At 42.6% G+C, this 24720-nt stretch carries 23 protein-coding genes and 1 tRNA gene; 23 read left to right on the plus strand and 1 reads right to left on the minus strand.

Annotation, left to right across the window (positions count from 1 at the left end; genetic code table 11):
* The first annotated feature begins 165 nt into the window (after positions 1-165).
* The 20 genes from ispE (at position 166) to CSV67_RS15715 (ending at position 19638) form a co-directional block, all read left to right on the plus strand.
* Positions 166-1032: a 4-(cytidine 5'-diphospho)-2-C-methyl-D-erythritol kinase gene (gene ispE / locus CSV67_RS15620; protein WP_099632519.1), complete on the plus strand. Its 867-nt coding sequence runs from the start codon at positions 166-168 to the stop codon at positions 1030-1032.
* A 58-nt stretch (positions 1033-1090) separates the two neighbouring features.
* Complete coding sequence (purR, locus tag CSV67_RS15625; protein ID WP_099632520.1) at positions 1091-1933, plus strand: pur operon repressor; 843 nt, start codon at positions 1091-1093, stop codon at positions 1931-1933.
* The gene (locus CSV67_RS15630) at positions 1921-2295 is read left to right on the plus strand and encodes a RidA family protein (RefSeq protein ID WP_099632521.1); all 375 of its coding nucleotides are present in this window, start codon (positions 1921-1923) and stop codon (positions 2293-2295) included. The genes purR and CSV67_RS15630 overlap by 13 nt, the downstream gene beginning before the upstream one ends.
* Positions 2296-2548: 253 nt before the next feature.
* On the plus strand, positions 2549-2836 hold the full coding sequence (spoVG, locus tag CSV67_RS15635; protein ID WP_099632522.1) for a septation regulator SpoVG: 288 nt from the start codon (positions 2549-2551) through the stop codon (positions 2834-2836).
* 367 nt (positions 2837-3203) lie between these two features.
* On the plus strand, positions 3204-4562 hold the full coding sequence (gene glmU / locus CSV67_RS15640; RefSeq protein WP_099632523.1) for a bifunctional UDP-N-acetylglucosamine diphosphorylase/glucosamine-1-phosphate N-acetyltransferase GlmU: 1359 nt from the start codon (positions 3204-3206) through the stop codon (positions 4560-4562).
* Between the two features lie 27 nt (positions 4563-4589).
* Complete coding sequence (locus tag CSV67_RS15645) at positions 4590-5549, plus strand: ribose-phosphate diphosphokinase (RefSeq protein WP_099632524.1); 960 nt, start codon at positions 4590-4592, stop codon at positions 5547-5549.
* Positions 5550-5629: 80 nt separating this feature from the next.
* Entirely contained in the window at positions 5630-6259 is a 630-nt protein-coding gene (locus CSV67_RS15650) for a 50S ribosomal protein L25/general stress protein Ctc (protein WP_099632525.1), read from the plus strand.
* A gap of 80 nt (positions 6260-6339) precedes the next feature.
* The gene (gene pth / locus CSV67_RS15655) at positions 6340-6912 is read left to right on the plus strand and encodes an aminoacyl-tRNA hydrolase (RefSeq protein ID WP_099632526.1); all 573 of its coding nucleotides are present in this window, start codon (positions 6340-6342) and stop codon (positions 6910-6912) included.
* Between the two features lie 47 nt (positions 6913-6959).
* Positions 6960-7178 (plus strand): anti-sigma-F factor Fin, encoded by a 219-nt coding sequence (locus tag CSV67_RS15660; RefSeq protein ID WP_099632527.1) that lies wholly within the window; start codon positions 6960-6962, stop codon positions 7176-7178.
* A 101-nt stretch (positions 7179-7279) separates the two neighbouring features.
* Positions 7280-10813 (plus strand): transcription-repair coupling factor, encoded by a 3534-nt coding sequence (gene mfd, locus CSV67_RS15665; RefSeq protein ID WP_099632528.1) that lies wholly within the window; start codon positions 7280-7282, stop codon positions 10811-10813.
* 83 nt (positions 10814-10896) lie between these two features.
* Positions 10897-11433, plus strand: a complete 537-nt coding sequence (gene spoVT / locus CSV67_RS15670; protein WP_099632529.1) for a stage V sporulation protein T — start codon at positions 10897-10899, stop codon at positions 11431-11433.
* Between the two features lie 575 nt (positions 11434-12008).
* Positions 12009-13214: an NAD(P)-dependent malic enzyme gene (locus CSV67_RS15675; protein ID WP_099632530.1), complete on the plus strand. Its 1206-nt coding sequence runs from the start codon at positions 12009-12011 to the stop codon at positions 13212-13214.
* A 533-nt stretch (positions 13215-13747) separates the two neighbouring features.
* A complete protein-coding gene (ytaF, locus tag CSV67_RS15680) occupies positions 13748-14341 on the plus strand; it encodes a sporulation membrane protein YtaF (protein WP_099632531.1) in 594 nt (197 codons plus the stop codon).
* Positions 14342-14392: 51 nt separating this feature from the next.
* Positions 14393-15985 (plus strand): putative polysaccharide biosynthesis protein, encoded by a 1593-nt coding sequence (locus CSV67_RS15685; RefSeq protein WP_099632532.1) that lies wholly within the window; start codon positions 14393-14395, stop codon positions 15983-15985.
* 5 nt (positions 15986-15990) lie between these two features.
* Entirely contained in the window at positions 15991-17451 is a 1461-nt protein-coding gene (gene yabN, locus CSV67_RS15690; RefSeq protein ID WP_099632533.1) for a bifunctional methyltransferase/pyrophosphohydrolase YabN, read from the plus strand.
* Positions 17448-17744 carry an RNA-binding S4 domain-containing protein gene (locus CSV67_RS15695; RefSeq protein ID WP_099632534.1) on the plus strand — a complete coding sequence of 99 codons (297 nt, stop codon included), beginning with the start codon at positions 17448-17450 and terminating at the stop codon, positions 17742-17744. Before yabN ends, CSV67_RS15695 begins: the two co-directional genes overlap by 4 nt.
* Positions 17745-17869: 125 nt before the next feature.
* Positions 17870-18166, plus strand: coding sequence for a sporulation protein YabP (gene yabP, locus CSV67_RS15700; protein ID WP_029054884.1), 297 nt, complete (start codon positions 17870-17872; stop codon positions 18164-18166).
* Positions 18163-18648 (plus strand): spore cortex biosynthesis protein YabQ, encoded by a 486-nt coding sequence (gene yabQ / locus CSV67_RS15705; protein ID WP_099632535.1) that lies wholly within the window; start codon positions 18163-18165, stop codon positions 18646-18648. Before yabP ends, yabQ begins: the two co-directional genes overlap by 4 nt.
* A 29-nt stretch (positions 18649-18677) precedes the next feature.
* Positions 18678-19091, plus strand: a complete 414-nt coding sequence (locus tag CSV67_RS15710; protein ID WP_099632536.1) for an FtsB family cell division protein — start codon at positions 18678-18680, stop codon at positions 19089-19091.
* Positions 19092-19212: 121 nt separating this feature from the next.
* The gene (locus CSV67_RS15715) at positions 19213-19638 is read left to right on the plus strand and encodes a S1 domain-containing RNA-binding protein (RefSeq protein ID WP_029054887.1); all 426 of its coding nucleotides are present in this window, start codon (positions 19213-19215) and stop codon (positions 19636-19638) included.
* 301 nt (positions 19639-19939) lie between these two features.
* On the opposite strand, the gene CSV67_RS15720 is transcribed toward CSV67_RS15715, so the two are convergent.
* Positions 19940-20013 (minus strand) — tRNA-Met (locus CSV67_RS15720).
* Between the two features lie 208 nt (positions 20014-20221).
* On the opposite strand from CSV67_RS15720, the gene CSV67_RS15725 reads away from it, so the two are divergent.
* From CSV67_RS15725 to hpt, 3 genes are read left to right on the plus strand one after another with little or no spacing between them, the layout of a single operon-like run.
* The gene (locus CSV67_RS15725; protein WP_099632537.1) at positions 20222-22621 is read left to right on the plus strand and encodes a SpoIIE family protein phosphatase; all 2400 of its coding nucleotides are present in this window, start codon (positions 20222-20224) and stop codon (positions 22619-22621) included.
* Positions 22622-22656: 35 nt separating this feature from the next.
* Positions 22657-24066, plus strand: coding sequence for a tRNA lysidine(34) synthetase TilS (gene tilS / locus CSV67_RS15730; RefSeq protein WP_099632538.1), 1410 nt, complete (start codon positions 22657-22659; stop codon positions 24064-24066).
* A 19-nt stretch (positions 24067-24085) separates the two neighbouring features.
* A complete protein-coding gene (hpt, locus tag CSV67_RS15735) occupies positions 24086-24628 on the plus strand; it encodes a hypoxanthine phosphoribosyltransferase (RefSeq protein ID WP_085132333.1) in 543 nt (180 codons plus the stop codon).
* Positions 24629-24720: the final 92 nt, after the last annotated feature.

Genomic DNA, 24720 nt, shown 5'->3' on the forward strand with positions numbered 1-24720 from the left:
AAGTAACTGTAGGAATCATCTACTACAGAACTGTGGTACGGAATTTCACGTGACAAAGAGACCTGCAAAGCTTTTGCAGGTCTTTTTTATTTAATCCTCTTATGTTCTATCCATTCTGTGGTAATATATGAGCAAGAACAATGCAGTGGGGAGGGAGCTTTTATCATGATTTACGAAAAGGCGCCTGCGAAAATCAACTTAACATTAGATGTGTTAAGTAAACGGCCGGATGGCTATCATGATGTCGAGATGATTATGACAACGGTTGATTTGGCTGATCGTATCTGGCTATGTCCTACGACGGATCATGCCATTACGATTAAGTCATCTCATCGATTTGTGCCAAATGATCGCAAAAACTTGGCGTACCAAGCAGCAGATTTATTACGCAAACGCTATCGCTTGGATTACGGAGTTGAAATTACTCTGGATAAAAACATTCCGATTGCGGCGGGGCTGGCTGGCGGTAGTTCAGATGCAGCCGCGACACTTCGTGGATTAAACCGTCTATGGGAACTAGGCTTAACTTTAGACGAGTTAGCAACCCTGGGTGCGGAAATAGGATCAGATGTATCATTTTGCGTGTACGGCGGCACTGCAATTGCGAGAGGGCGAGGAGAAGACATTACACATCTACCTGCTCCACCTAACTGCTGGGTCGTGCTGGCGAAACCAACAATCGGTGTATCGACCGGAAATATCTACGGTCAGTTGAACTTGTCTTCTATCGTACATCCGCAAACGGACCGTATGATGGAAGCGTTGCAAGAGAGTGATTATGACAAGATGTGCGCATCACTAGGGAATGTATTGGAGCCTGTAACAATGGGTATTCATGAGGAAGTTGTCACACTCAAGGAACAAATGGAGCGTTTTGGTGCGGATGCTGTTTTAATGAGCGGTAGCGGTCCAACGGTATTTGGACTAGTGAAACATGAATCGCGTGTACCGAAAATTGTCAATGCGTTGAAAGGGTTTTGTCAGGACGTACATGCCGTGCGTATGCTTGGGGAACCTATTGTAGTTGATTAATGCCGGACGATTATGATAACCTACTTATAAAACATTCGGGTTTAGGAGTCGGTATTATATGAAATGGAAAAGAAGTGAAAGGCTTGTCGATATGACACGTCATTTGCTGGAGAATCCGCACACACTCATTTCTTTGACGTTTTTTTCAAACCGGTATTCAGCGGCCAAGTCCTCAATTAGTGAAGATCTTGGTATTTTGAAAGAGACATTTGAAGAGAGTAGCACGGGTCGTTTAGTGACGATTTCAGGTGCTGCTGGCGGTATTAAATATATTCCGTTAGCCGGCCGTGAGGAGATAGAGGAAGTTATTCATTCATTAATGAATGAACTAAGGAAATCGGATCGATTACTTCCTGGCGGTTATTTGTATATGACTGACTTATTGGGAAATCCCCGGTTTCTTGATCGAATCGGTAAGGTAATTGCGACAGCTTTCTTTGATAGAGAAATCGATGCAATCATGACAGTTGCAACAAAAGGTATTCCGATTGCTCATGCGATAGCACGTCATTTAAACGTGCCTGTCATCGTGGTTAGACGGGACAGCAAAGTGACGGAAGGTCCTACCGTCAGCATTAATTACGTATCTGGTTCTGCTCGCCGGATCCAGACAATGGTGCTGTCAAAGAGAAGTATGCAGAGCGGTCAAAAAGTATTGTTAACAGATGATTTTATGAAAGTTGGCGGCACCATGCAAGGCATGAAAAGCTTACTTGAAGAATTCAACTGCGAACTTGGTGGTGTGGCAGTCTTAGTAGAAGCCGAACATCTTGAGGAAGTACTAGTAGATGATTATCTTTCATTAGTGAAACTACATGCAGTTGATGAAAAGCGCCGTAAGATTGAGTTGGAAGAAGGGAATTATTTCACGAGAGGCGGGAATGAATTATGGAATATGTAAAAACAGAAAATGCACCACAAGCGATTGGACCTTATTCACAAGCTGTAAAAGTGAACGGGGTAGTGTACACGTCAGGACAGATTCCTCTGACGCTTGCTGGTGAAGTAGTTAGTGGCGGAATAGAGGCACAGACAAACCAAGTTCTTCAAAACTTGGGCAAAGTACTTGAGGAAGCGGGTTCAAGTTTACAACAAGTCATTAAAACCACAGTATTTATTCAAGACATGAATGAATTTGGAGCGCTAAATGCCATTTATGAAGAACACTTCGGAGAGCATAAACCGGCACGCTCGACAGTGGAAGTGGCCCGTCTTCCTAAAGATGTACGAGTAGAAATCGAAGCGATTGCAATTTGTAAGTAATTGAATGTGTTGCCCGCCCTGACAGCATCTAGATCAGGGCGGTTTTTTCTCGTGAGTAGAAAAAGAATAGGTAGAAAGTAGATAAATGTGTAAATGAATATACAAATTTTAAAAATTCACAAAAGATTCTATTTTCATTCGAGGTGAAAACTAGTATTATAGAATGAGCACCAGTATTATGGTTAAAAAAGTAATCATACCAACTAACCTAGAATACGTTTAGTGTGAAAATGACAACAAGGGAGTGGGGAAAATGGAAATCACAGATGTGAGATTACGCAAGGTAGACACAGAAGGTAGGATGAGAGCAATTGCTTCCATTACGCTTAACGATCAATTTGTCATCCATGATATCCGAGTCATCGAGGGGAATGACGGATTATTTGTGGCAATGCCGAGCAAACGCACACCGGATGGGGAGTTCCGCGATGTGGCGCATCCGATTAATTCAGATGCACGAACAAAAGTACAGGAGTCCATCCTGGCAGCTTATCATCAAGTAGACGAACAGCAAGGGGAATTGCAAGAGGCTGTTCTATAATTTTATATCGTTTGGGAAAGCGTTTCCATTCTTCATATTCATAAAAAGGCCATCTATTCGATGGCCTTTTTATCGTCTTGAAATATAAGTGGAGAAGCTGGCAGCTGGATGGGGGAGGAGATCAGACTGATAAGGCGAGACAACTAAAGGAACGTAGTGACTAGTAGGCTCACCACTCCTAATCACTTGCATTTGAACACATCATCTATATTTACCTACCGCTCTTATTCCTATACCAATATAATCGCAAAAAGATTAACAATCATAAAATAAAGTTATGTAATTGTCAAGGGGGTATGCTTGAAAAAAACAGTCATTTCCGATATAGTCAATTATGAATTTATCAAACAAGGATGGAGGCTGACAGATGACAAATACATATGCGATCGTCCTAGCAGCGGGACAGGGCACGCGAATGAAGTCGGATCTTTATAAAGTGCTTCATCCAGTCTGTGGCAAACCGATGGTAGAGCACGTGATCGACCACATTCGCGATCTTCACTCAGATCGGATTGTCACGATCGTCGGTCATGGTGCCGAGACGGTAGAGCAGACGCTGGGCAACAAAAGCGAATATGCGCTACAGACACAACAGTTGGGCACAGCACATGCCGTGCAACAAGCTGAGAGGGTACTTGCGGATCTTGAAGGTACTACGCTCGTCGTCTGTGGTGATACACCGTTAATCAGTACTGAGACAATGGCAGCGCTTCTTGCACACCACCATGAAACGGAAGCAAAGGCGACCATACTTACTGCAATAGCAGATGATCCAACTGGTTATGGCCGCATCATTCGTGCGGAGAACGGTGACGTAATGCGAAACGTCGAACATAAAGACACGAATGACGAAGAGCGCCTCGTTAAGGAAATTAATACAGGCACATACTGCTTCGACAATCGCGTGTTATTCGACACACTGAAAAAAGTGACTAACGAAAATGCGCAAGGCGAGTATTATCTTCCGGATGTATTGGGGATTTTAAAATCTGAAGGACAGCGGATTTCAGCTTATACGACGCCGAATTTCCATGAAACGCTGGGTGTCAATGACCGTGTAGCGCTGGCACAAGCAGAAAAAAATATGCGTCAATTGATTGCGGAGAAGCATATGCGCAACGGCGTTACCATTATTAGCCCTGATCAGACAGTGATCAGTGCGGAGGCTGAAATTGGACGTGATACTGTCATCCAACCTGGTGTACTCATTGAGGGCGCTACGAAAATTGGATCACAATGTGTCATTGGTCCGAACAGTCACATCCAAAACAGTACAGTGGGCGACAACACGACGATTCATTCATCAGTTGTTCGTGATAGTACAGTGGGAAGTCAGACAGCAGTTGGTCCATTTGCGCACTTACGTCCCGAAACACAGCTCGGTGACCATGTAAAAGTAGGCAATTTTGTTGAGGTGAAAAAATCTCAGCTTGGTGACGCTAGTAAAGTTTCCCACCTTAGTTATATAGGGGATACAGAAATAGGTAAGAATGTTAATGTTGGCTGTGGTACGATTACAGTGAATTACGATGGTAAAAACAAGCACAAAACAGAGATAGAAGACAATGCCTTTATTGGCTGCAATGCCAACTTGGTCGCACCGGTCACGATAGGAAAGAATGCGATTGTGGCAGCGGGGTCCACAGTCACAAAAAATGTCCCGGAAAATTCACTTGCAATTGGACGTGTTCGGCAAGAGAATAAAGAAGGATACGTAAAAAACTAATCTTACCCAACCAACAGGAGGGCCATCATGGCAAATCAATATCCAAACGACAAACTGAAAATCTTTTCTTTAACTGCGAACGAACCACTTGCTAAAGAAGTAGCAGATCAAGTCGGGCTTCCGCTCGGCAAGCTCTCAGTCAAACGTTTTAGTGACGGGGAAATTCAAATCAATATCGACGAAAGCATCCGTGGCTGTGAAGTATTTGTTATTCAATCCACTTCTAATCCGGTCAACGACAACTTAATGGAACTTCTCATTATGCTGGATGCCTTAATGCGTGCATCTGCACGTACGATTAACGTGGTCATGCCTTATTATGGATATGCGCGCCAAGACCGTAAAGCGAGTTCACGTGAACCTATAACGGCTAAACTAGTTGCAAACTTACTTGAAAAAGCAGGCGCTGACCGTGTAATCGCAGTAGACCTACATGCGCCACAAATTCAAGGATTCTTCGATATTCCAATCGATCACTTGATTGCAGAACCCATCCTAACGGAATACTTCCAGAGTCAAGGATTAGCAAGCGATGATCTTGTTATCGTTTCACCTGACCATGGCGGTGTTACGCGTGCACGTAAAATGGCAGATCGTATGAAGGCACCAATTGCAATAATTGATAAGCGTCGTCCGCGTCCGAATGTAGCGGAAGTGATGAATATTGTTGGCAATGTAGAAGGAAAAACGGCTATTTTAATTGATGATATTATCGATACAGCCGGAACTATAACAATTGCTGCGAGCGCTCTAATTGAAAGTGGAGCAAAAGAAGTGTATGCTTGTTGTTCACACCCTGTTTTATCCGGACCAGCGATTGAGCGTATTAATAATTCTCAAATCAAGCAATTAGTGATTACGAATTCTATTAAATTGCCGGAAAGTAAACAATCTCCAAAAATCAAACAACTATCGATTGCGCCATTGTTGGCATCTGCAATCATTCGTGTGTTTGAGAACAAGTCTGTAAGTACATTATTTGAGTGATAATAAGTTAACTGATATCTTCTGATATTGAATATCCAAAGATGTATAAAAAACTTTTGATGGGATAGGTGACTATACAAATGAGCACAATTAAGTCGAACTTAAGAGAAACTGACAAGAAGACAGTAAGCGAATTAAGAAAAAGCGGATGGATTCCTTCAGTAGTATACGGTTATAAAACAGAAAGCACGCCAATCGCAGTAAAAGAGCGTGATCTTCTAGATACACTTCGTGAAACAGGAAGAAACGGCGTAATCAAATTGACTGTTGACGGCAACGATGTAAACGTCGTATTAAACGATTATCAATCTGACGTTTTGACTGGTTTCCTTACACATGCTGACTTCTTGGCGATCAATATGACAGAAGAGCTTGAAGTAGACGTAGCGATCAACCTTGTTGGGAACGCGCCAGGTGAAAAAGCAGGCGGAACAATTCAACAACCGGTATGGGAAGTTACAATTCGCGTAAAGCCATCTGACATTCCTGATCATATCGACGTAGATGTTTCAGAACTTGAAATTGGTGAAACAATTCTTGTTAGCGATATCCGCGACAAAGTGAAGTTTGAAATCTTGACTGAGGACGAAGTAGGGTTAGTAACTATTTCTGCTCCACGTACTGAAGAAGAAATGGAAGCATTAGATGAAGCAACTGAAAGCACTGAAGCTGAGCCGGAAGTAATTGGCGAAGATAAAGAAGAGAAATAAGTTACAAAATGGGCGCACGTGTTTGAATCGTGCGCTCCTTTTCTATGTATATATATCATTTAGAAAAGGAAGAGAAGAACATGAAATTACTAATCGGTCTCGGAAATCCCGGAAAAAAATACGAAAACACGCGGCATAATATTGGTTTTCAAGTCATTGACGAATTGGCTGAGCGGTGGCAAGCTCCACCATTCCAGCAAAAGTTCAATGGCCAATTTACAACTGTCCATACAGCTGAAGGTAAAATAATATTATTAAAACCTATGACCTATATGAACTTATCCGGTGAATGTGTCCGTCCCTTAGCGGATTACTTTGAAGTGGACGATGAAGAAATAGTCGTGTTATACGATGACTTGGATTTACCTGCGGGGAAGATCCGACTTCGTCAAAAAGGAAGTGCGGGCGGTCATAATGGTATGAAGTCACTCATTGCACATCTAGGTACTTCTGAATTCAATCGCATTCGTATGGGTGTCGATCGTCCTGCGGGCGGTATGAAGGTCGCTGATTATGTATTATCTCCTTTTAGCAAGGACGAGCAACCGTTGATTGAAGATGCGATACAAAAGAGTGCAGACGCCTGTGAAGAATGGACAATAAAAAAGATGCCATTTCTTGAAGTGATGAATAAATTTAACGGAAAAGCATAATATATCAATTCTTTGCCTATACTTTGAAAAAGGAAGGTGAAGAGAATATGATCCGTTATTCTTGCAATCACTGTCATACGGAGATCGGCTCCATTCCATTCGAATCGGCAAAAGATACGTTGAGTCAAATAAACGGTGCTGATAAAAACACGTTTTTGTCTGTAGATCCGGATGGTGGCCTGCATATACGATGTATTTGTGAACACTGTGAGCAATCATTGCAGGCGTTCCCGGATTATTACACCTTAAAAAAATGGTTACAATAAGTAACAGATGCTTTGGCGCTGATAGCCAAAGCTTTTTGTGCATAAAGCATCCTGTTCAATAGATAGATACACTTAGTCAATAGATAAGGAGGAGTAGTTGAGTGGGAGTAATAGAACAGCTTTTTCTAGAAGAGAAAGAGATTAAAGGCTTGCTGAACGACTTGGAAGATGGGCTGGATCGGCAGTTGATCACAGGCCTTGCAGGAGGATCCAAAGCGATCTTCTTTAAATTGATTCAGCAGTCACTGACACGCCCTGTCCTAATTGTTTCACCAAATATGCTTCAAGCACAGCGAACGTATGAAGATCTAAGCAAATTGGTCAATGATGAACATCTTCACTTATATACAGCAGAAGAACTTGTTGCCGCTGACTTTTCATTCGCGAGTTATGAATTACGTGCTGGCAGGATTGATACATTGGATCACATGGCGCGTGTTGGTAGTGGTATTTATATCACACCTGTTGCAGGTTTGCGCAAGTTGTTGCCGTCAAAGGAACGGTGGTTGACACACTACGTAACCGCTTCAACGGATGAAGAGATCGATATAGGTGTCTGGCTAGAGAACTTAGTATCTATGGGCTATATACGAAAAGACCTGGTGAGTGCACCGGGTGAATTTGCGTTACGCGGTGGAATAATGGATATTTATCCGCTCACAATGGCAGAACCTGTTCGTATTGAGTTATTCGATACGACAATTGATTCCATTCGTACATTTTCAGCAGAAGATCAGCGTTCAACAGGAAAATTGGAATCTATTACGTTATTGCCAGCGACCGAATTCATCTGGACGCCTGAAGAATTACAGCAAGTTTCACGAAAAGTGGAACAAGCGCTTGGCGAGAGCTTGACCAAAATCAAAAGTGAAGAATTACAACAGCAATTATTGATGACAATCATGCAAGATATCGGCATGATGAAAGATGGGATAGTGCCAGACACAATAAAGAAATATGCCTCATTTTCTTCTGAAGCTAATGCCATGTTAACGGACTACTTCCCCGCTAATGGTGTCATAATATTTGACGAATTGGGGCGAATACAAGAGTCTGTAGCTACATTGGAGTCGGAGGAGCAAGAATACCAGCTAGCGATGCTCGAAGATGGAAAAATGTTGCATGACGCGAAACTGGCATGGAAATACGAGCAAGTACTTGAAAATATTAATCAGCAGCAACTCTACTTGTCTTTGTTTACACGCTCAGTACCTGGCTTCACTATCAAGAAGTCTATTTCAATTTCTTGTAAGCCGATGCAACAGTTTCATAGTCAGATGCCATTATTGAAAAGTGAAATTGAGCGTTGGCGACAGGGGAACTATAATGTTTTTCTTCTGGCTTCGTCAACCGAGAGAATGAAGACAATCCAAGATATTTTACGAGAGTATGATATAGAAGCAGTGATAGACGGCAAGCCGAATAAAGATGGTGTGTTATCCATTATAGAAGGGGATTTATCAGTAGGCTTTGAATTGCCGTTCCAGAAACTTGCTGTCATTACAGATGCGGAATTGTTTACTGGCAAACCAAAACGCAAAGCACGTCCCCCTAAACTAACGAATGCCGAACGGATCAAAAGTTATTCAGAGATCAAGCCAGGCGACCATATCGTCCATGTTCATCATGGTATTGGAAAATATTATGGCGTCGTTACATTAGATGTTAAAGGTATCCAGAAAGATTACCTAGATATTCGTTATCGCGGTGAGGATAAGCTTTTCGTACCCGCTGACCAAATTGATTTGATTCAAAAGTACGTTGCTACAGGAGAGAAAGAGCCAAAGCTACATAAACTTGGCGGCACGGATTGGGTAAAAACCAAACGTAAAGTAACCGCGGCTATTCAGGATATTGCGGATGATTTGATCAAATTATATGCCAGACGAGAAGCGGAAAAAGGGTTTGCCTTCAGTGAAGACGATGACTTGCAACGTTCATTCGAAAATGCTTTTCCTTACGAAGAGACACAGGACCAGTTACAATCCATCGAGGAAATTAAGAAAGATATGGAACGTATACGACCTATGGATCGATTATTATGCGGTGATGTAGGGTACGGGAAAACAGAAGTTGCAATCCGTGCAGCGTTTAAGGCGGTAACGAACGGTAAACAAGTGGCGTTCTTAGTGCCGACTACGATATTGGCACAGCAACATTACGAGACGATGAAAGAGCGTTTCGCAGATTATCCTGTGACGGTTTCATTACTGAATCGTTTTCGTACTAAGAAAGAGCAGGATGAAACGATCAAAGGGTTGAAAGCGGGGACTGTTGACATTGTCATCGGTACACATCGCTTATTGTCGAAGGACGTAGTCTATCAGGATCTTGGGCTTCTCGTAGTTGATGAAGAGCAACGTTTTGGCGTGACGCATAAAGAAAAATTGAAGCAATTGAAAAATAACGTAGATGTACTGACATTAACTTCAACACCGATACCAAGGACTTTGCATATGTCGATGGTCGGGGTGCGCGATTTATCCGTAATCGAAACACCGCCAGCCAATCGTTTCCCTGTCCAGACATATGTCATGGAGCATAATGGAGGGCTCGTTCGTGAGGCGATTGAGCGGGAGATGGGACGTGGCGGCCAGGTTTTCTATTTATATAATCGTGTAGAAGATATGGATCGCAAAGTTCAGGAAATTCGTGACTTGGTGCCAGAAGCACGTATTGCCTCTGCCCATGGTAGGATGGGGGAGGCCGCCCTCGAAGCAGTAATATTAAGTTTTCTCCAAGGGGAATTTGACGTGCTTGTTACGACGACCATTATTGAAACCGGAATCGATATTCCGAACGTCAATACGTTGATTGTCCATGATGCAGATCGCATGGGACTTTCACAGCTTTATCAATTACGTGGTCGGGTTGGTCGTTCCAATCGCGTAGCATACAGTTATATGCTCTATCAGCGCGATAAAGTGCTAACGGAAGTCGCGGAAAATCGCTTACAGGCAATCAAAGAGTTCACTGAGCTTGGTTCGGGTTTTAAAATTGCTATGCGTGATCTATCCATTCGGGGAGCAGGGAATTTACTTGGTTCACAACAACATGGATTCATTGACTCTGTTGGTTTCGATTTGTATTCGCAGTTACTACAAGAAGCGATTGAAGAAAGACAGACAGGTGTTGTAAAAGAAGACAAGGTGGATGTTGAAATCTCCTTGCCTATCAATGCATATCTCCCTGAATCATACATCCAAGACGGTTATCAAAAAATTCAAATGTATAAACGCGTAAAAGCAATTACAGGCGATGAGGATTATCTAGAGCTTGTTGACGAGATGATCGACCGTTTCGGTGATATGCCATTCGAAGCTGATTTATTGCTCCGTGTTGGACGTATGAAAGCGTGGGGTCGTGATGCTGGTGTGATATCCATTAAAAATGTACAAGGAATAGTGGAGATCCGCTTGTCGGCAGAGGGAACGGCTCGTGCTGACGGTGCAAAACTGATGGAACGTTCATTGAAGTTTGGTCATGCGGTTGGACTTACAATTGACAACGGGCAAATAACCGTAACCGTGAATGAAAAAAAATCTAATCAGTTTACGGAATTCGACATGGTAGAAGATATGGTACACACAATGCAGGAAACAGCAAAGGAAGTAGAATCTACAGATGCCTCGTAACACCTCGATTGCATAAAATGACCAATGTTGATGCATACTATTCTCAGAAATACATTTAATTTCGAGAAAGTGAGGCATTATACATGAAAGCAACGGGTATTGTCCGCAGGATTGATGACTTGGGAAGAGTAGTTATACCAAAAGAAATTAGAAGGACACTTCGCATTCGTGAGGGGGACCCTTTGGAGATATTCACTGATCGAGAAGGGGAAGTCATTTTAAAGAAGTATTCACCTATTTCAGAGCTTGGCGAATTTGCGGCAGAATATGCAGAATCACTTTATGAAACAATTGGTACACCTACACTGATCAGTGATCGCGATGAGATGCTAGCGGTAGCAGGTCTTGCAAAAAAGGACTATATGAACAGACAATTAGCCCCGATATGCGAAGAAATCCTGAACGGCCGATCTACTGTCGTGGAAAAGCATGAGAAGACGGTAGAATGGGTGCCAGGTCAAGTAGAGCAGATTAAGTCTTATTGTATTGTACCAATCATTACAAATGGTGATGCAATCGGTGCGGTCTATTTGCTGTCAAAAGTTCATTTTGTCGGAGAGGTCGAGCAAAAAGCGGCAGAGACGGCAGCCAACTTCCTGTCAAAACAGATGGAAAGCTAAATGGATTTGATATAAATATTAAGTTTTTAATTAAAACTCACAATAGATGTATCTATTGTGAGTTTTTTTGATGTGTAATTTACTATAAATTAAATTGTGCATCTTATTATCAGAATCATGATATGTAAAGGAACATTGTTTAACCCATTAATTGGTAGTCAGGCAATAATTTTACTTGAATATAGTTCCTAATTTGGTCCGTGTGACCAAAATGCAAGTTACTATTTTCCAACACTTAAAAAGTGAAGTTTTTCACATACTACATCCATACACCGCTTTTTGGCATCACTTTTCTTTACGTGAAGCTTTTCACAAAAACCTTTAGTGAAGGGCTTCACAAGGCATAAATTGAAAAGTGAAAGGTTTCACATACTACGAAAAAGCATAAAAGTCAAAACTTTTTTCAAAAATTTTTGATGTCCTGAAAAACCCCAGGCAAAGGCAATGTAACCGCTTACGAATTTTTAATTTTTGGAGTTAATAGAAAATTGATGCTTGTAATTACTTCGCATTTGCGCTTATAATCACTACCAACACGAATGAACAATAAAAAACCAGACAGGGAGAGCGATATTATGAACAGGAAATACAAATCTTCTTTACACATGCATCAAATTCACAATGGAAAAATGGAAGTGGTTTCGAAAGTGCCACTAGAGAATAAAGAGGATTTGAGTTTGGCGTACTCACCGGGAGTTGCTGAACCCTGTGTGGAAATTGCTCATGATCCATCACTTGCGTATGAATATACAATCAAAGGGAACTTGGTTGCAGTTGTAACAGATGGAACAGCTGTACTAGGTCTTGGAGATATCGGCCCCGAAGCAGCTTTGCCGGTAATGGAAGGGAAAGCTCTATTGCTGAAGCAATTCGCAGGGATTGACGCATTCCCGATTTGTCTGGATACAAAAGATGTAGATGAAATTGTCAATATCGTAAAAGCTATGAGCCCGACATTTGGTGCTGTAAACCTCGAAGATATTTCGGCTCCACGTTGTTTTGAAATTGAACGTAGATTGCGTGAAGAATGTAATATTCCAATCTTCCATGATGATCAGCATGGAACGGCAATTGTAGTAGGTGCAGGTTTACTAAATGCATTAAAAGTAGTAGGAAAAGAAAAAGAAGATGTAAAAATAGTATTAAATGGTGCAGGTGCCGCTGGAGTTGCGATTACGAAATTATTGTTGAGTATGGGCTTCAAAAACATTATTATGTGTGATTCCAAAGGCATTATTTTTGAAGGTCGCGAGAATGCGATGAATGACATTAAGCATGAAATGTCACGTATCACAAACCTAGAAAAAATAGAGGGTTCATTAGAGGCTGCAATGGAGGGTGCTGACGTATTCGTTGGTGTATCTGTTGCGAACTTGCTGACGAAGGAATTGATAGCGCTAATGAATACAGATCCTATCGTATTCGGACTGGCAAATCCAATGCCCGAGTTAAAGCCCGAATTGGCAGATGAGTATGGCGTACGTATTATCGCGACAGGCCGTTCTGATTATCCTAATCAGGTCAACAATGTCTTGGCATTCCCTGGTATCTTCCGTGGAGCACTAGATGTTAGAGCAACTGAGATCAATGAAGAGATGAAACTTGCAGCAACATATGCGATTGCTGATTTGATCAAAGATGAGGACCTACGTGATGATTACATCATTCCGGATCCATTTGATGACCGTATTCCGACAATTGTTGCGCACGCAGTAGGAAAGGCAGCGATGCGTACAGGTGTATCTGTTGCGAAGGAATTTGTTTTGCCTACACCCAGATGAAGATGAATAGAGACCCGTCTTCCCTATCACGTATAGGGAAGACGTTTTTTAATTTGTAAAGTGAGTGGTTGATGCGGACGGGGCGTTGTTTGACGTTCTGGGTGGACCGTTGGTTATTGGCTCACAGACTAGGAATAAGTGCAGGGTAGCGGTGCTCATAAATTCTTGCAAGCACTCATAGTTCATGGTTAAGCGCCCTATAGTGTGTAAATTCCGCTCTATCCACATTCAAAGCGCTCTATCATACTCTATAAGCGATCATACTTGTTTGGTAACCGCTCAATGCGTTTATGAACGTATTAGATCCCGACCGTAAACGAGTAATTACATGTCGTAAAATTAGGCGGTACCTATAATAAAGTCCTAGATTACCCATAGTTTGTAGCGGATACCTAAATTCGTCCCCTTCTATCTACATTTACCACACAGTCTACCCACGTTCATGGAAAAGTCCGGTTCTATTACGCGCCTAGCGCACACACGCCTGCCTCATTGCGCGCGTATAGTATGATAAAACCAAATGGGGGAGCGAAATGACTTGGCTACTGATTGCAGGCTTTGCAGTTTCATCTAGCATTGACAACTTTGGAGTTGGACTTTCTTATGGTGTACAGCAAGTCCGGATTCCATTTACATCGAATGCACTCATTGCAGCAATTTGTTTTATCTTTAGTTTAATAGGCATTGTCGCCGGTGCGTGGCTGGCTGAAATGTTACCGGGCCTACTACCCGATCTTATAGCATTTGCTGTACTTAGCATGATCGGAATACGTATTATGGTTATGGCCTTTCGTCAACCAAGAAAACATCAAGCAAATGTATTTAGTGAACCGGAAAAAATGGACTTTGACGGATCTTCACATATTAGTATTGGGGAAGCTTTATTGCTTGGTATTGCGCTTTCCGCGAATGCACTAACGAATGGTGTCGGAGCAGGTCTTCTAACATTGTCGCCGATTGCAATCGCATTATCAGCGGCTGTCGGTAGTTATATTACATTATCTATTGGCGTAGGACTGGGCGCAAGACTGGCAGGCGTGCGGATTGGCAAGATGTCAGTAGGGCAGTTCGGAACATTCATGAGTGGAGTTATTATTTTATTGATTGCGGTCACACGCCTATTCTGACGTGATGAAATGGTATACTAGAAATCATCATCGAATGAAAGAGGCGCGTATATGGCGTTGACTAAATGGAATATGAAGTCGTTTATGAAAGGTGCATCGATTCTAACTATTGCCGCCATCATCGTCAAAGTGCTGAGTGCGGTCTATCGTGTGCCATTTCAAAACTTAGTTGGAGATAAAGGTTTCTATATTTATCAGCAAGTGTATCCGTTTATCGGAATATTTATCGTTTGGACGTCTTCGGGTTTTGCTGTCGCGGTGTCTAAAATGCTTGCAGAAAGCAAAAATCCTGGGGAAGCACGTGGGATTTTACGTGTGTCACTCGCATATCTTCTCGTTTTATCAGTAGGAACCTATCTATTATTGCGTTCAGGTTCATCTTTCTTTGCTGAACTAATGGGAGATACCGCATTGGCGCCCGTTTTGCAGGCTGGTGCGTATATCGTTCTCGTACTTCCGTTCCTAGCTGTACTGAAGGGCGTCTTTCAATCAGAAGGGCAAATGATACCTGTAGCGATTTCCAACGTCTCGGAGCAGTTGTTTAGGGTGATCATCGTACTTGCAGGTACGTGGATTGCGATACGTGCAGGAACATCTCTTTATAAAATAGGGGAAATTACGATGTGGGCGGCGGTTGCAGGAGAAGTGGTGGGTGTTTTGATCCTGACTTGGTTCTTCCTACAGCGGGAAAGTTTGGCGGTAGCTACTGTAAAGCCATGGCAAGTGATGAAAGATTTGACCAAGATTAGCATTGGCGTCAGTGCAAGTTCATTAATTTTACTGGTATTTCAATTGGTGGACTCTTTTACGATCTATAACGCATTAGTCGAGGCAGGGGCAATGAGTGAGACCGCCATGGAAATGAAAGGTGTTTATGATAGGGGACAGCCGCTTGCGCAAATGGGTATTTTGCTAGCATCTACATTGGCGCTAGCACTCGTGCCGTTAATCGCGCACCATGCCACTAAAAATGATGGACGGGGTGCCTTACCGTTCATTGGCTTGACGTTCCGGACATCCATTTTATTCGGTTGGGCAGCGACGATCGGATTGGTTCTTGTACTTCCTTTCGTCAATGAAATGCTATTTCAATCACGAGCAGGCTCTGTTGCGCTAATCATCTTCTGTATACAGATTTTCTGGTTGTCGATTATTTTACCGCTAACAGCAATTCTTCAAGGAAGTGGTAAAGTGCGTGGGCCGTTGCTACTCATGCTGCTTGGAATCGTAATAAAACTATCAACTACACCTTTGATGGTTCGCCAGTATGGAATTGAAGGTGCCGCTGCATCGGGTACTATTTCATTCGCAGTCGTTGCTGTGTTATTGATTCTCTACTTTAAGAGATGTTGGAGATTCCCACTAGCTTCGCGACGTTTTTATATCGTGCTGATTATTGCCGGCGTGGCAATGGCGGGGGTATTAATTCCTTGGATGCTTCTAGCCGATTCATGGCTATTTGATGGATTATCCTCACGCACTAGCTCAATGTTCACTGCATTTTCTGCTGTTACAATTGGAGCAATCATATTCCTTTTCGTCATCTTGAAATCACGTATAATGAAAGAAAAAGAGTGGTACTTACTGCCTTTCGGAAAACGATTGGCGACTGCTCAACTATGGCTAACTAAAAATAGAAGGTGAATTATGTGAACAAAATAACTGTTATCGGACTTGGCGCAAGTGATTTAGAGCAATTGTCGCTAGGCACGTACCGATTATTGAAACAAGCGGACCATCTCTATATTCGCACGGAAGAACATCCTGTAATTGCAGAATTGCGTTCGGAAGGGCTAAAGATGGAAAGTTTTGATTCAATCTATGAAGCAAATGATGCATTTGAAGACGTCTATCGGCAAATTGTTGATAAACTTCTCGAACTGAGTACGCATCGGCCGATTACATACGCTGTGCCAGGCCACCCGCTCGTAGCGGAACGTACAGTCCAACTATTAATTGAAAAAGAACGTGCAGGTGATATTGAACTTCATATCGCAGGTGGTAGTAGCTTTTTAGATCCGATTTTTACAGCGTTGCGTATTGATCCAATTGAAGGATTTCAGTTGCTGGATGGGACTGACATGAAACGTGACGATGTACGGATGGATCAGCACGTATTAATAGGACAAGTGTATGACGCATTCGTCGCTTCAGATGTGAAATTGTCTTTGATGGAGAAATATCCCGATCATCACGTTGTCACCATTGTTACGTCAGCCGGTTCCCAAGATGAAAAATTAACTGAAATCCCACTGTTTGAGCTTGACCGTACAGTAACATTGAATAATTTGACGACTGTATATGTACCACCGCTACCTGATCACCAACAACGACTAAAAGAGTGGAGTTCGTTCAGGGACATCATCGCAACGTTACGTGGGCCGAATGGCTGCCCTTGGGATCGTGAACAAACGCATGAATCCTTAAAGCGCTATTTAATCGAAGAATCCTTTGAGTTGATCCAGGCCATCGATGAAGAAAATGATGACGCTATTATCGAAGAACTGGGAGATGTTTTACTACAAGTCTTTCTTCATGCACAAATCGGGGAAGACAATGGGTACTTCTCGATGGAAGACGTACTCGAAACTGTAGGGTCCAAAATGATACGTCGTCATCCACACGTATTTGCGCAAACGCAAGCTGATACAACCGAAGAAGTGTTGACGAACTGGCAAGCCATCAAGGAGCAGGAAAAACCTAAACCGCCTACGCTGTTAGAAGGACAAGAACGTTTGGCATCATCCTTGCTGACATCTTATAATTACCAAAAGACTGCAGCCAAAGTGGGGTTTGACTGGCCATCTATAGAAGGGGCTTTCGACAAGTTCCAGGAAGAGTGGCAAGAATTTCAGGAAGAAGTAAAAAGTGGTGGACCTGAGCAACAGCTAGACGAGCTCGGAGACGTATTGTTCACTATCGTCAACATCGCAAGATTCCTGAAGCTCTCACCAGAAGAAGCCATGTGGCATGCCAACGAAAAATTCAAATCCCGTTTTCAGTCCGTAGAGCAATCCGTGAAGCAAGGAAGCGGAAAATTTGAAAGTTATACAGTAGACGAACTAGAAGAATTCTGGAAACAGGCTAAACGAAAGGAAGGAACTAAATGAGACTCGATAAGTTTTTAAAAGTATCACGCTTTATAAAACGCCGAACGCTTGCGAAGCAAGTGGCTGACCAAGGTAGAATTACGATTAATGGAAAAGTAGCCAAAGCATCGTCCGTTGTCAAACCAGGTGATGAACTTTCAATACGTTTCGGCCAAAAGATCGTTAATGCTACGGTAAATGAGCTGAAGGCGTCAACGAAAAAAGAAGATGCAGCAGGTATGTACACAATCACTAGCGAAGAGCGCTTAGAGAAAGTGGAGCCTGAGTTTGTGGATGACGAAGAGGCAAACTAATTAACCACGAGACAGACTAAAGGGTTTAGAATATAGAATTTGCACCTCAACTTAAAAACGGCTTGTCATGTTTGGCCAAGCCTCTGCATATGATAAGGGGAACGTACTAGAGAAGGGGGACGCATATGCAGATTCAAACAGACAGCTCCATGTATACTATTCCATCAGGAGACCACGTAGTGACGATGCGCAATCGCAAAAGAATGGACCTCACATCCGTGAAAACGATCGACCGCTTTGACCAGGAGGAATTTCTCGTTAGAACATCGCTAGGCGTACTGCAAATCCGTGGGGAGGAACTGCGTATTGTACATTTAGACGTGGACAAGGGCCTGCTAACGCTTGAAGGCACAGTCCAAACACTTCAATATGATGACGAAGAAGCAGGCTCACGCAATTTCCTCCATAAACTATTCGGATGAGCCTATCCGTCCAGTTCTTCAGTCTGTTGGCGATGATCGGGACAGGAATTACTGCTGGAATTGTACTGGATTTATTCGGAACCATTGTCGCCGGGTGCGATAAACGTTCGTTCACTAGAAGGTGGGCATTCTGGTTTGAATGCCTTATCTGGATTATGTTAGGCATTATGTCGTTTTGGGTATTAATGATGGTACGCGACGGGGCATGGAGAATGTATGACCCCGTCGCACAGGTTAGTGGCCTGTTATTGTATGCAGCCATCTTCCATTATCCTGTGAGATTCGTAGGTAGACTACTGTTACTTGTGGTGCTTAGGCCGATTTGGCTCATCATTCGTCTTGTCTACCTAACGATTCAACGGATTTTCTCTGTAATTGTCTCTATTCTGTCATTCATCACATCACCGTTTCTAAGATTAGTAAAGAACATAGGGAAATTCCTTCAAAATAAATGCAGAGTACTATATAATAGAGTGCAATAGTAGAACTACGCCAGAAAGGTGTGTGCGCCATGAAAAAAACACAGAACCCTTCAACAAAGAATGTGACATCAATCGATACAGACTATGTGCGCTCTATGCAAAAAAAAGAAAATTTTAAAAAAGCACAACAAAAACGCTTGCGTAATCGGTTGGCCGTATTTTTTGTCATCGTCTGTGTGGTTGCTGGAAGTTTATTCAATATGAATGCTGGTCAAAAAGAAATCTTGGCAGCCAAACATAAGGAAAAAGCCCAAGCAACGGCTACACTAGAGGATTTAAAAGAACAGCAAGAACAACTGAAAACACAGTTGATTCGATTGGACGATGACGAGTATATTGCTAAACTCGCGCGGAAAGAATATTTTCTTTCAGAGTCCAATGAGATCATTTTTTCAATTCCTGATAAGAAAAAAGAGTCAGAAAAAGACATAAGAAAAGAGTAGTCATGTTGACACTCTTTTTTTGTTGGCTATAATATAAGTAGGAGCCTGTAAAATACAGGCACTGCCAATATGGTTGATAGGCTTACGAGCCGCTTAAAACTTAAGGAGGAGCATTTTTTTTATGTCAATTGAAGTAGGCAGCAAGTTAGAAGGTAAAGTAACCGGGATCACAAATTTTGGGGCATTTGTTGAATTGCCAAGCGGGTCCACAGGATTAGTCCATATTAGTGAAGTAGCTGACAATTATGTCAAAGATATTAATGATCATTTAAAAGTCGGCGATATGGTTGAAGTCAAAGTAATGAATGTGGGATCTGACGGTAAAATCGGTCTTTCCATCCGTAAGGCGAAACCTGAGTCAGAACAACGTCCACAGCGTCCACAACGTCCAACTAGACCTCGTCAAGGAAGCAAACCGAGCTTTGAACGACCAGAGAATTTTGAACAGAAGATGGCAAAGTTCATGAAGGACAGCGAAGAACGTCTAACTACCTTAAAGAGAGCAACAGAGTCCAAGCGTGGCGGTCGTGGAGCCAGAAGAGGATAACTTGCTGACTGTTTCAACTGTAAACTAAAATCAGATGACATCCTACACGTATGTTCCCTATTATGGAGCATGCGTTTTTTTATGCGCGAAATTCGGAGTTGAGAGCTAGGCACACTTGATTAATGTTCTGGCTCGTAGTCGGCAAAACAAAACTTAACACCGCCCCTCACGCACCCATAAAAGAATCGTAATCCAAATCGCACTAAATCGACGTTAACCAAAGTTCATAAGCGTTCCTCGGATCATTTTTTTCAACAAAAAATCCTCTGCCTAAGCCAGAGGATTTTTTGATTTACTATTATAGCGGCGGAGGGGGTCGAACCCACGACCTTTCGGGTATGAACCGAACGCTCTAGCCAGCTGAGCTACGCCGCCAAGATATTGATGCAATGAAATGAGGTAATTCCATACGCAACGTCTCTTATCATACTAGGCATTTGGAGAAGTGTCAACATATCTTTTACTAAAAAATATACATACGGAATACGTCGAAATGTTTTGTGAATATGCCGCCACAAACAGACAAATTTTCTCGTGAACCCCATGTATAGTTTTACGTAAGAGAACATAGGGGGTATGGGAAATGAAGATGATTGACAATATGGAGCGACCAATTTTGCAGATGTTTAGGGCATACTGGCAAGAATTTATGAATCGTAAAGTATACTTGCTAACTGCCCTACTGTTCTTGGTAGGATCATTCTTTCTATCACAAGCAGTAGTATTCGATATGGCAGTACCATTCTTCTTGCCAATCTGGGCATTAGCAAGTATGCGCTACCGTCAACACATGATCTACGTATTTATAGGTGGAATGGCGGGCAGCGCGTTTCTTGGGGTGGGACAAGCTGTCATTCATTTGGCGCAATTATTACTGTTTCATTCAATTATAAAGATTCCAGTCGTGAAAAGGTCTATTCCAATCGCTGTGGCTGGAGGAATGATTATTCCGCAATTAATCTGGCAGCTCGTAAAATACGGCGACGGGATGTTACCTTTAGCGGTTCAGTTGTCAATAGGGTTAGAAGCATTGCTTGCATTGTTTATGACCATTTTCATGTTACTAGCTTTTCCTTCTATAGAAAGAATGCTGTATGGGCCGTGGAATCCCGAGCAGATCAGTGCGATGTGTATTGTGGGAGCGCTTGCAGCCACCGGAATGGGAGGGTTCCAAATCGGTACAGTATCGGTTGCTGGGGTATTCTTGTTTTTAGCGATATTTGTAGCTGCAGTTGTTGGGGGAGTGCCGTTCGCTACAACCGTCGGAATGATTATCGCGTTGATCATAGGTGTATCAGAATTGTCCTTTACGGGCATGATGGCGTTATATGGTATGACTGGTTTGTTGGCGGGTTCACTAAAACGCTTTGGAAAGCTTGGGGTCATCACCGGCAGTGTCTTTGTTTCGCTCTTTTTCCTTCTATATGATGCGACGCTGCCTCTTGATACCGTTCATTTTTCCACAGTTGGCGCCGCAGCTTTACTGTTTATATTGATACCTTCGCGCAAATTAAGTCAAATACGACAAGTTTTATTACCGAAACAAGAAGGAATATCAGAAAAACGACAGCAATGGCTCGCGGATAAACTGGATGGGCAGTTAGAGGAGTTCCAACAGTTTGCTCATTTCATGTCAACGCTCGTGAATGATCGTCTGTCCCCCGAAGAGGAAGTGGCAGCGACAAGTCAAGTACCATCTATTTGTCAATCCTGTTTTCGTTACCGCAAGTGTTGGGAAAGTGAAGAGGACAGTATAGAACCGTTGATTGACGAATGGGAAACCACCTATTCTGCAACGAAGAAAGCTGCTCGTGTACGTGTTGAACAGAAGATGAAATATAAATGTCTACGTTTTAAGGGGTTAATGAATGAATTGGAGGAGAGAGGGGCCAATAAATTATTGATGGGGCAGTTACAGCATGGTCGAAAGATGCTAGCATTGCAATTACGCGATATGAGTACGCATATCGAAAAAGTTATGAGAGAAGTAAAGGAAGATCTGACTACGTATAAGTTGGCTGAAGAAGAGCTTGCGAATCGTTTACAATCACAAGCCATAGAGTTTTTTCAAATAGATATATTATCGGAAGAACGGGGTGCTTGCAGAATTGTGATTTCTGTACCGGAAAAAAAGGCGGATTTTGAAGCGGAAACGACGGTTGGAGAATATTTATTACTGCCCATCTTGGAGCAAATGTACGATGAACCGATGCATATTTCAAAATCGACTTATCAGCCATTCCCGTTCCCACATGTGCAATTAACCTTTAGTTCCGCTGTTCGCTTTTCACTTGATTATGATATCGTCACAACAGCCGGGAAGGGATCGTTCAATGGTGGCGATGCGTATGAGTTATTCAAGATTCACGAAGGCTTGTCGGCTGTATTGTTGTCGGACGGAATGGGACAAGATATCAATGCATACCACGAAAGTAGAAAGGTAATCCGGCTGATGCGGGAATGTCTGGGTCAAAAAATGGATCCGGAAACGGCGATCCACACCTTGCATTATATGATGGCGTTAAATGGACTGGATGATATGTATGCAACGCTCGACTTGGCGTTAATTGATTTACAAGAAGGGCGACTGTGGTCGTGGAAGGCAGGTTCGATGAGTACCTACATTAAAAGAAGTGATGATTGTATCCGGTTAGACAGCAAAACAGTACCATTTGGCTTCTTGCCTTCATTTTCTATAGAGGCGAAAAACGAAAAGCTCAAGTCCGGTGATATCGTCGTTATGATGACGGACGGCATATTTAATGGGGATATACCGCTTGATATTCAAGAAGACGTGATGAATCAAACGATAGAACGTTTTAAAGATATGGATTGCCGGACGATTGCCGATCAAGTAATGATGGAGATGGAACGGGTATTTGAGTCAGTAGAAGATGATCGGACGATTCTCGTAATGAAAGTCGGTCATATTGTACCAAAGTGGGCAAAAGCTAATAAGCAACCTCGAATCATTTCTAGCTAAACAATGGTAGAATAGAGAGAGGAGGGAGATGGATCATGAAAAGTTTGCAGCAGAAGGTATTAAAGTTTATTGACAAGCAAACGTTGATTCCTCCCGGCTCTCGTGTATTGGTCGCGTGTTCGGGTGGTGTGGATTCCATGGCACTGCTTCACTTTCTTGCAACGCATCAGCAACCTCTGGTCATTGAAGTAGCGGCCATCCATGTAGACCACATGTTGCGTGGAGTTGAATCCGCTGAAGATGCGTTTGTTGTGAAGCAACTGTGCGAGGAATTCGGGCTACCCTTTTATTCTGAACAAGTACCTATTCCGGCTATCTTGGAAAGCCAGGGCGGTAATATGCAACAAGTGTGTCGGCAACAGCGTTATGCGTGTTTCGAACAAACGATGAAAAGCGAGGGGTTCACGGTTCTCGCAACGGCCCATCATGCAGATGACCAACTAGAGACGGTGATGATTCAATTGAGTAAGGGGCAATCATTAAATGGTATGCCAATACAGCGGGCAATTGACTTGGGTAAAGTTATACGTCCACTTCTTCCATTGAGAAAGAGCGAATTGTACATGTATGCGTCACATCACGACATCATATTCCGAGAAGATCCAAGTAATCAGCAAGACAATTATTTGCGTAATCGTATGCGACATCACGTGCTACCAGTCTTGATGGACGAAAATCCATCCGTCGCGGTCAACACAGTTCGCCAGACGGAACAACGGCAAGCGGATGAAAGCTTGCTGAATGAGCTTGCGGATCAACATTGGCGTTCGATTGTTACGTATACGCATGAGCAGCTTCCCTCTTTTCAACGGGAGGCATTTCTTGCTATTCCCCACGCTTTACAAAAGCGCGTGATTCAACTACTATTAAAATGTCTAACTAACCCAGCAACAGAGAACGCTGAGTGGCATTTTGCATTAGTGGATGAACTGTTACAGCACATTACGAACTCAGACGGAAACGTCGCAATTGATTTGGTGTATGGCTATCGGTTTATCAGGGAATATGATAAACTGCTAATTACAAAAATGGATATAGATACAGCATCCCTTCGACCAAAAGTACTCGCAAAAGGTACTTGGCATACGTGGGGGAATATTCAGTTTTACTGGGATCATGCCAACGCACATATAATAGAAGAATGCTCACCTTCCGATGAAGTCAGGTATTTTCAATTACCTGAGTCGGAACTACCGTTAACTGTACGGCTTCGGATGACTGGAGACAGAATGTTGATTAAAGGAATGTCCGATCCAAAACGTGTGAATCGGATATTGATTGACGAAAAGATAGGGATCATGCAAAGGCAACAGCAGCCTGTCATTACGACAGCAAGCGGTACTGTATGTGCAGTACCTGGTGTACGGTATAGTGAGATGTTTTCACGCCGCCAACCGGAAGGCGATTCATACATATGGATTACGCGAGAAGGCGAGACAAGATAAAATAGAGGGGGACGGGCCGATGATCGCGCAAGATATCGAGCATGTTTTAATTTCAGAAGAGCAACTAGAGGAGAAAGTCCGAGAACTCGGAGCAACATTAACTGAAGAGTACCGTGAAAAATTCCCATTAGCAGTCGGTGTACTCAAAGGTGCATTACCATTCATGAGTGACTTGATCAAACGCATTGATACGTATATCGAGTTAGATTTCATGGATGTTTCTAGTTATGGGAATGCGACAGTTTCATCAGGTGAAGTGAAAATCATCAAAGATTTGAACACTAGCATAGAAGGTCGCGACGTGTTGATTATTGAAGATATTATTGACAGTGGAAAGACATTGAATTACTTAGTGGAGCTGTTTAAATACAGAAAAGCAAACTCTATCAAGATCGTAACGCTGTTGGATAAGCCGACAGGGCGTAAAGTAGATTTAAAAGCCGATTATGTAGGTTTTGACGTACCGGATGCGTTCGTAGTTGGGTACGGCTTGGATTATGCAGAGAAATACCGTAATTTACCTTACATCGGGGTATTGAAGAAGGAAATTTACTCTTTCTGACGAATGTGCAATGAACCGGATTGAAGGCTATTTTCCGTAAGGCATTTCTTTTGTTAAGTAGTGTTAATCTATGCTAAAATTTACAATAGTTT

This window comes from Sporosarcina sp. P2, assembly GCF_002743255.1.
GTDB lineage: Bacteria > Bacillota > Bacilli > Bacillales_A > Planococcaceae > Sporosarcina.